We start from the raw sequence: 7,092 nt of genomic DNA, 5'->3' as shown, positions 1-7,092 counted from the left end.
GAGCGCTAAGATCAGGAACCCGAACAGGATCACCGTCCCGACCACGACCGACTGGCCCCGACGGTCGCGACTGAAGCGCATTGTCCGGTGTCGACGCCGAGCGGGTATAAAATCCTCCGTCCGACCTCTCAGTCGCGATACTCGGAGCGCGACGGCGGAGTCCCGGGGGTCAGCCGTCGGTCGCCCGCCGCTCCGTCAGCCACGCCGACGCGACGGCCACGACGCCGGCGAGCCCGCCGAGCAGCACCGCCTGCGTCCAGTTGAAGCCGAGCACCGTCCCCGCGGCGGCCGTGACGAGGAGGAACGCGACCACGAGCGCGCCGAGCGTCGAGCCGAGGTCCGCCGAGGCGTCAGCGTCGGTCATGGTCGAACGTCGCGGCCTCGGGCGATAAAACGGACCGATCCGGCGGAGCGGTCGGTCTCGTTGGACGGCGGGTCGCGTCGCCTCGACCGTTGTCGTAAAGCGTATAGCGCGATATTAAATCCGACTCGGGGCGCTACCCCGGGCCGCCGACCGGTCCGCTTTTGCGCGCGGCGGCTGTTGCCGCGCGTATGGCGAAACAGCCGCACCTGCTGGTCGAGGAGGGCGACGTACACGAGACCGCGATCATCCCCGGCGACCCCGGCCGCGTCGACCGGATCGCGGACCTCTGTGACGACAGCGAGGTCGTCGCGCAGAACCGCGAGTACAAGGTCGTCAACGCGACCTACGACGGGGTCGACCTCACCATCTGCTCGACCGGCATCGGCTGCCCGTCGGCCGCCATCGCCGTCGAGGAGCTCTCGCGGGTCGGCGTCGAGACGTTCGTCCGCTGTGGCACCTGCGGGGCGCTCCAGCCCGACATGGAGGTCGGCGACATGGTCGTCGCGACCGGCGCGGCCAAGGAGGAGGGGACGAGCAAGCGCTACGAGTCCGCGAACTACCCGGCGGTCCCGGACTACGATGTCCTCACGGGACTCGTCGACGCGGCCGAGGCGAACGACGAGGAGATCCACGTCGGGCCGATCGTCTCCGACGACGCGTTCTACAACGAGAGCGACGAGTACGTCGACGACTGGAACGACGCGAACCTGCTCGCGATCGAGATGGAGGCCGCCACCGTCTTCTCGCTCGCGCGGCGCAAGGGGCTCGCGGCGGGCGCGATCTGCACCGTCGACGGCAACCTCGTCGCCGGGTCACAGAAGGGCGCGGACTCCGACGACGAGCTGCCGGAGAAGGCGAAGGACAACGTCGAGCGCGCGATCCGGATCACGCTGAACGCGGTCACGTCGCTGTAAGCGGCCGGTCGGTTCTCTTTCCTACTCTTCCGCGCGGAACTCGACGAGCGTCAGGTCGCGGTCGAGCGCGCACGTCTCGTGCGGGGGCTCGCCGAGCACCTGATCGATGACGCGCTCGTCGTCGAAGTCGGCCCCGTCGGGGACGCAGTAGCCGTGGCTCGGGCACTCGGTGTGCGGGCAGGGACCGGCGAGCGACGCCTTGCTCCCGGCGTAGGCGCGCTTCGACGGGACGTTCGCGGGGACCGACGCGGGCTCGACCTCGACCGCGCGGACCCCCGCGTCGTGGACGGCGCAGTCGAGCGTCTGGGCGTTCTCGCGGATCCCGGTCACCCGGTAGCGAGTGCCCTCGGAGAGGTTGAGACACTGGCCGCGGTAGGGACACCCCTCGCAGTCGGCCGATTCCCCCTGGTAGACGAACTCGCGGCCCACGTCCGCGAGCCGCGTCCCGATGAGCGTGACCGTGGTCATGCCCGGAGCGACGCGCCGAGCGTCCGTAAGCCTCCCGCCTCCGCGGGCGTCGGCGGGTCAGCCCGGAACCGGGGGCGGCGGCCGCGCGGAGGGCAAGACACATCCCCGCGCCTCGGCAACCACGAGCGGAGATGATCGGGGGAGTCGCGCGCGAACTGCGCGCCGAGGCCGAGCGGACGAACGAGCGCCGCGTCCTCGTGCTGGCGGGCGACCGCGACCGGGGCATCGACGGCGCCTACGACGCGGTCGCGGCGCTCGGTGTCGACGACGAGGCGGTCTCGCTCGTCTCGACGCGGGAGGGGTTCCGGTTCGAGGAACACCGCCCGCGGAGCGCCGACGAGCTGCTCGGACGCACCCGCGAGGCGGTCGTGCTCGACTGCCACGAGCGGTTCGTCCCCGACGCGCTCGGCCGGGCCGTCGGGGCGGTGGACGGCGGCGGGCTCCTGATCCTGCTGACGCCCCCGCTCGACGACTGGCCGGCGGTCCGCGACCGCTTCGACGACTCGCTCGCCGTGCCCCCCTACGGCGTCGGCGACGTGACCGGGCGGTTCCGCGAGCGGCTCGTCGGGACGCTCCGAACGCACCCCGGCGTCGCGGTGGTCGCGCTCGGCGACGATCCGGACGGCGACGCTGTGGTGCGCGACGGACTAACGGGACCGGAACGCGCGGACGACGCGGACCGCACAGAGTCGGTCGACGCCGCCGCTCCGCGAAGCCCGCCGCCGGGTGCGACGTTCCCAGCGGCGGCGTACGACGCCTGCCTCACCGGCGACCAGTCCCGGGCGCTGCGGGCGTTCGAAGGGTTCTCCGAGCCCGGTTCCGCAGTCGTTGTCGAGTCCGACCGGGGGCGCGGGAAGTCGAGCGCCGCCGGGCTGGCGGCCGGCGCGCTCGCGCTCGGGGGCGGCGACGTGCTCGTCACCGCGCCCGCGTTCCGGAATGCCGCCGAGGTGTTCGCGCGCGCCCGAGAACTGATCGCGGCGGAGGCGGGCGTCGACGTGGACGGGCGCGACCTCCGAACGCCGGCCGGCGGTCGCGTCCGGTTCATGTCGCCCGCGGCGGCCGCGGCGGACGCCGACGGGGCGGACGCGGTGATCGTCGACGAGGCGGCGGCGCTCCCGGTGCGCCTGCTGGAGGGGTTCCTCGACGCGCCCGCGGTCGCGTTCTGTACGACGGTCCACGGCTACGAGGGGGCGGGCCGCGGGTTCGCGGTCCGGTTCCGGGAGCGGCTGCTCGACTCGTGTTTCGCGGTCCGAGACGTGCGACTCGACGAGCCGATCCGGTACGCGCGGAACGACCCGGTCGAGGCGTGGGCGTCGCGGGCGCTCCTGCTGGACGCCCGGCCCGCGGTCGACGACGCGGTCGCGGACGCGGCGGTCGGCGACGCGTCGTACCGCGCGCTCGACCCGGATGACCTGCTCGCGGACGAGACGCTCCTCGGCGAGGCGTTCGGGCTGCTCGTCGCCGCCCACTACCGGACGGAGCCGAACGACCTCGCGCGACTGCTCGACGCGCCGAACCTCGTCGCGCGGGCGCTCGTCGCGGACGACCGGGTCGTCGCGGTCGCGCTCCTCGCGCGGGAGGGCGGGCTCGACCCCGAGACGCGGCGGGAGATGTACGAGGGCGAGCGCGTCCGCGGCAACATGGTGCCGGACGTGCTCACGAGCCAGCTCCGCGACGAGGACGCCGCCGCGCCGCGCGGCCTGCGCACGGTCCGGATCGCGACCCACCACGCGCTCCGGGACGCCGGGTTCGGCTCGCGGCTGCTCGACGAGGTCCACGCGGAGTTCGGCGGAGAGGTCGACTACTTCTCGGTGGGGTACGGGGCGACGCCGCGCCTGCTCCGCTTCTGGAAGCGCGCGGGATACCGGATCGTCCACCTCTCGACGAGCCGCAACGACGCCTCGGGCGAGCACTCCGCGATCATGCTGCGCCCGGAGACCGCGGCCGGGCGCGACCTGCTCGCCCGCCACGCGGTCGCCTTCCGGGACCGCGAGCGCGACGGGCTCTCGGACGCGCACCGCGACGTCGACCCGGACGTGATCCGCGGCGCGCTGGGGGCGTGTTCCGCGTCCGTCCCGGTCGATCTCACCGAGACCGAGTGGCGCTCCGTCGTCGGGGCGTCGGTCGGGCCGGGGATGTACGACAGCGCGCCCGGCGCGTTCCGCGACCTCGCGCTCGCGGCGCTGGTCGAGGGGGCCGACCTCGACGACCGGGCGGAGCGCCTGCTCGTCCGGAAGGTCCTCCAGGGCCGGCCGTGGGAGGAAGTCGCCGACGACCTCGGCTTCGTCTCGACGAGCGCGTGTATGCGCGCGCTCGGCGACGCCTACGTCCCCCTCGTGGAGCGGTACGGGACCGACTTCGCGCTCGCGGAACGGGAGCGGTTCGCCGGCGAGTGAGCGGATCGGCGACGGCCGCTCGCTAAGATATCTGCCGTGGCGCGTGCCGCCGAACGCCCGCAGGGCGTGAGGGGCACGCGCGAGGGACGCGGTGAGCGCTCGGAGAGCGCGAACCGCGAGGCTGGGGAGGCGCGAGGTGCCGTGCGGTCGGGGCGGGACTCGAAGGGGCAGTCGCGAGGCCGGCGGAGGCGAGGTAAGCACCACAGGGAGCGAACGCGGTGAGCGACCGAGTGAAGCGCACGGCGAGCGTCCGGCGGCCTCGCGGCTGGGGCTTCGGAGGGGTTCGCAGTCGATCCAATGTGGATCGATCAGAACACGGGGACTCGGTCGACAGAGACCACACGGCCTCAAAAACGACCACTTACAGCCGATTATAACCGGTTTTCGCGCCCGGGGTCCACGTCGATGGCGTCGACCGGACAGACGTCGACGCAGAGCATACAGTCGATACACTGGTCCTCGTCGGCGGGGTTCGCCTTCCGCTCGGACTCGGGGTGGTCGGGGGTGTCGGTCCACTCGAACACGTCGACCGGACAGTCCTCCAGACACGCGCCGTCGGCGAGACAGATGTCGAAGTCGACCGCGACGTGGGTGCCGCGGATCCCCTGCTTCTCCGGCGGCTCGACGGGGCCCCACACGGCGACACCGTCCTCCTCGCCGACCCGCTCGCGGTTCACTTCGAAGTTCGAGTCGATGGCCATCGTTGCCCTCGCTTCGCCGGTCGCGGGTTTAAACTCCCCGACGAACGGATTCGGGCGGCGGGACGAAGACCCCCCACCGAACCGAGCGCGGTTCGCCGAACCGACCTACGGGTGCGCGTAGTACGCCAGTAGGTCCTCGGAACCGTTCGGGCCGTCCGCCTCGTCTGTCGCCGCCGGGTCGAACCCGTCGATGCGGCCGAAGCCGACGCGCACGAACTGGACGACCGTGTCGGGGTCGACGTCGGCGAGCGCGGGCTCGGCGACCCCCCGCACGTCGCCGTCGACGGTCCGGAGGAGCGTGTCGAGCCCCTCCGCGGCGGGCGCCCAGTGGACCACGTCCACGTCGCCCTCGCGGACGACCTCGATGTCGGCGTCGACGAAGGCCAGCGCGTCGCCCTCGTACCGGACGCAGCCGTACCCCTTGAGCCAGACGCGCTCGCCCTCGCTCGGGAGGTCGGGGGACTCGACGAGGACCCGCCCGGCGGGCACCTCGCGGTCGCCGCGGTCCTCGTGATCGGGGTGGAGCGGCGGGTGACCGGCCTCGGGCGCGGGGGCGTCGCCGTCGACGATCGGCAGTTCGACGGCGGGCGCGTCGTCGCGGTCGCGGACGAAAAAGTAGCGGTTCGCCGCGTCGTCGACGAGGTCGCGGTTGTTCGCGTAGACGGACGACATCGCGAGGTCGACGTCGGAGGTGGACATCCCCAGCTCCGTCATCGAGTCGACGAGCGCCTGTCCCTGAATGCCGCGGCGGCGCATCGACTGGATGGTCGGCGCGCGCGGGTCGTCCCAGCCCGTCAGCTCGCCGTCCTCGATGAGTCCCTTGATTGTCGACGTGGAGAGCTTCACGTCGTACTCGTCGACCTGGACGTGGCCCCAGTGGAGCACCTCGGGGTACTCCCAGTCGAAGTAGTCGTAGACGAACCGCTGGCGCTTCGCGGAGTCCTGGAGGTCGATGCCGCGGATGATGTGGGTGACGCCCGTGAGGTGGTCGTCGACGCCAGACTGGAAGTCGAGCATGGGCCAGCAGCGGTGGTCGGCCGCTTCCTCGCGCGGGTGGGGCGTGTCGATCATCCGGAAGGCGACCCAGTCGCGCAGCGCGGGGTTCTTGTGCCCGATGTCGGTGCGCACGCGGAGGACCATCTCGCCGGCCGAGTACTCGCCGTCGACCATCGCCGCGAACTCCTCGCGGACCGTCTCGGCGTCCTTGTCGCGGTGGGGGCACGGCTCGCCCGCGTTCTTCAGCTCGGAGAACTCGTCGCCGGAACACGAGCAGGTGTACGCGCCGCCGGCGTCGATCAGCTCGCGGGCGTGGTCGTAGTACGTCTCCAGCCGGTCCGACGCCCGGAGCACGCGGTCGGGCTCGAAGCCGAGGTACGCGATGTCCTCGAGGATGGCGTCGTACGCGTCCAAGTCGGGCCGCTTCGTCTCCGGGTCGGTGTCGTCGAACCGGCAGACGAACTCGCCGTCGTAGCGCTCCTTGTACGTCCCGATGACGGCGGGCATGCGCGCGTGGCCGACGTGCCACGGGCCGTTGGGGTTCGGCGCGGCGCGCATCACGACCGCGCCGTCCTCGGCGTTCGGGAGGTCGGGGAGGACGTGCTCGTCTTCCTGGTCGTCGGCCTCCAGCTCCGCGAGCTTGTCGGGGGCGAGCTCGCCGAGCCGCTCCCGGCGGGCCGCCTCGTCCATCTCGCCGACCTCCTCGACGACCGGCGCGAGGACGCCCGGTATCTCGTCGCCGTGCGGGCGGAACTCGGGGTTCTCGCCCATGATCGGGCCCATGATCGCGCCCACGTCCGGGTCGCTGCCGTGCTTGAGCGCGTTGAACAGCGCCGCGGCCTCGCCGGCCGCCGCGACGCGCTCGCGGAGTTCGTCGTCCATACCGCTGGCTTGTCGGGGTCGGGTCAAAAACGCCGCGAAACGGCGGGGAGGGGCGGATCCCGGAGCGGCGCGAGCGACGCGGACGACACGAGCGGCGCGCCGCGACGACCCGGGAGGGCGGGTAGGGGCACCTGACACCAACGGTCGGACGGGCTTAAACGGCCCAGACCGTTCACGGCGATATCGGCCCGAGAGGGCCGTGAACGGTCGAGACGCTTTTCAACTCCCGGGTCGGAGTAGTCCGATCTATCGTCACAGGGTCGCGTCGTCGCTCCCGAGCGAACGAGTTCGGTTCGTCGCCTTGATAGTCGCCGGGAGCGTGGAGCGGGTATGAGCGACGCGGCGGCGGTTATCGAGAGAGAGTCGGGGGG

At 72.4% G+C, this 7,092-nt stretch carries 6 protein-coding genes; 2 read left to right on the top strand and 4 right to left on the bottom strand.

Annotated elements, in window-relative coordinates:
• Positions 1–169 precede the first annotated feature (169 nt).
• The gene (locus Q0116_RS14300) at positions 170–364 is read right to left on the bottom strand and encodes a hypothetical protein (protein WP_297889800.1); all 195 of its coding nucleotides are present in this window, start codon (positions 362–364) and stop codon (positions 170–172) included.
• A gap of 188 nt (positions 365–552) precedes the next feature.
• Between Q0116_RS14300 and Q0116_RS14295 the strand changes: the two genes are divergently transcribed.
• Positions 553–1,278 (top strand): nucleoside phosphorylase, encoded by a 726-nt coding sequence (locus Q0116_RS14295; RefSeq protein ID WP_297889798.1) that lies wholly within the window; start codon positions 553–555, stop codon positions 1,276–1,278.
• A gap of 21 nt (positions 1,279–1,299) precedes the next feature.
• Here the strand turns inward: Q0116_RS14295 and Q0116_RS14290 are convergent, their stop codons facing one another.
• Entirely contained in the window at positions 1,300–1,746 is a 447-nt protein-coding gene (locus Q0116_RS14290) for a UPF0179 family protein (RefSeq protein ID WP_297889796.1), read from the bottom strand.
• 131 nt (positions 1,747–1,877) lie between these two features.
• Here Q0116_RS14290 and tmcA point away from each other — a divergent pair, with 131 nt between their 5' ends.
• Positions 1,878–4,142 carry a tRNA(Met) cytidine acetyltransferase TmcA gene (tmcA, locus tag Q0116_RS14285; RefSeq protein WP_297889793.1) on the top strand — a complete coding sequence of 755 codons (2,265 nt, stop codon included), beginning with the start codon at positions 1,878–1,880 and terminating at the stop codon, positions 4,140–4,142.
• A 371-nt stretch (positions 4,143–4,513) separates the two neighbouring features.
• On the opposite strand, the gene Q0116_RS14280 is transcribed toward tmcA, so the two are convergent.
• Both Q0116_RS14280 and Q0116_RS14275 read right to left on the bottom strand, forming a co-directional pair.
• Complete coding sequence (locus Q0116_RS14280) at positions 4,514–4,843, bottom strand: ferredoxin family protein (RefSeq protein WP_094494627.1); 330 nt, start codon at positions 4,841–4,843, stop codon at positions 4,514–4,516.
• Between the two features lie 105 nt (positions 4,844–4,948).
• On the bottom strand, positions 4,949–6,721 hold the full coding sequence (locus Q0116_RS14275) for a glutamate--tRNA ligase (RefSeq protein WP_297889789.1): 1,773 nt from the start codon (positions 6,719–6,721) through the stop codon (positions 4,949–4,951).
• Positions 6,722–7,092 lie beyond the last annotated feature (371 nt).

The organism is uncultured Halorubrum sp. (genome assembly GCF_937146585.1).
Taxonomy (GTDB): domain Archaea; phylum Halobacteriota; class Halobacteria; order Halobacteriales; family Haloferacaceae; genus Halorubrum; species Halorubrum miltondacostae.
This window is presented reverse-complemented; position numbering and strand designations above follow the sequence as displayed.

What these genes read in the sequence shown, in the direction of transcription:
- Q0116_RS14300 (WP_297889800.1), bottom strand. Translation starts at nt 364, where the DNA reads ATGACCGACGCTGACGCCTCGGCGGACCTCGGCTCGACGCTCGGCGCG.
- Q0116_RS14295 (WP_297889798.1), top strand. Translation starts at nt 553, where the DNA reads ATGGCGAAACAGCCGCACCTGCTGGTCGAGGAGGGCGACGTACACGAG.
- Q0116_RS14290 (WP_297889796.1), bottom strand. Translation starts at nt 1,746, where the DNA reads ATGACCACGGTCACGCTCATCGGGACGCGGCTCGCGGACGTGGGCCGC.
- tmcA (WP_297889793.1), top strand. Translation starts at nt 1,878, where the DNA reads ATGATCGGGGGAGTCGCGCGCGAACTGCGCGCCGAGGCCGAGCGGACG.
- Q0116_RS14280 (WP_094494627.1), bottom strand. Translation starts at nt 4,843, where the DNA reads ATGGCCATCGACTCGAACTTCGAAGTGAACCGCGAGCGGGTCGGCGAG.
- Q0116_RS14275 (WP_297889789.1), bottom strand. Translation starts at nt 6,721, where the DNA reads ATGGACGACGAACTCCGCGAGCGCGTCGCGGCGGCCGGCGAGGCCGCG.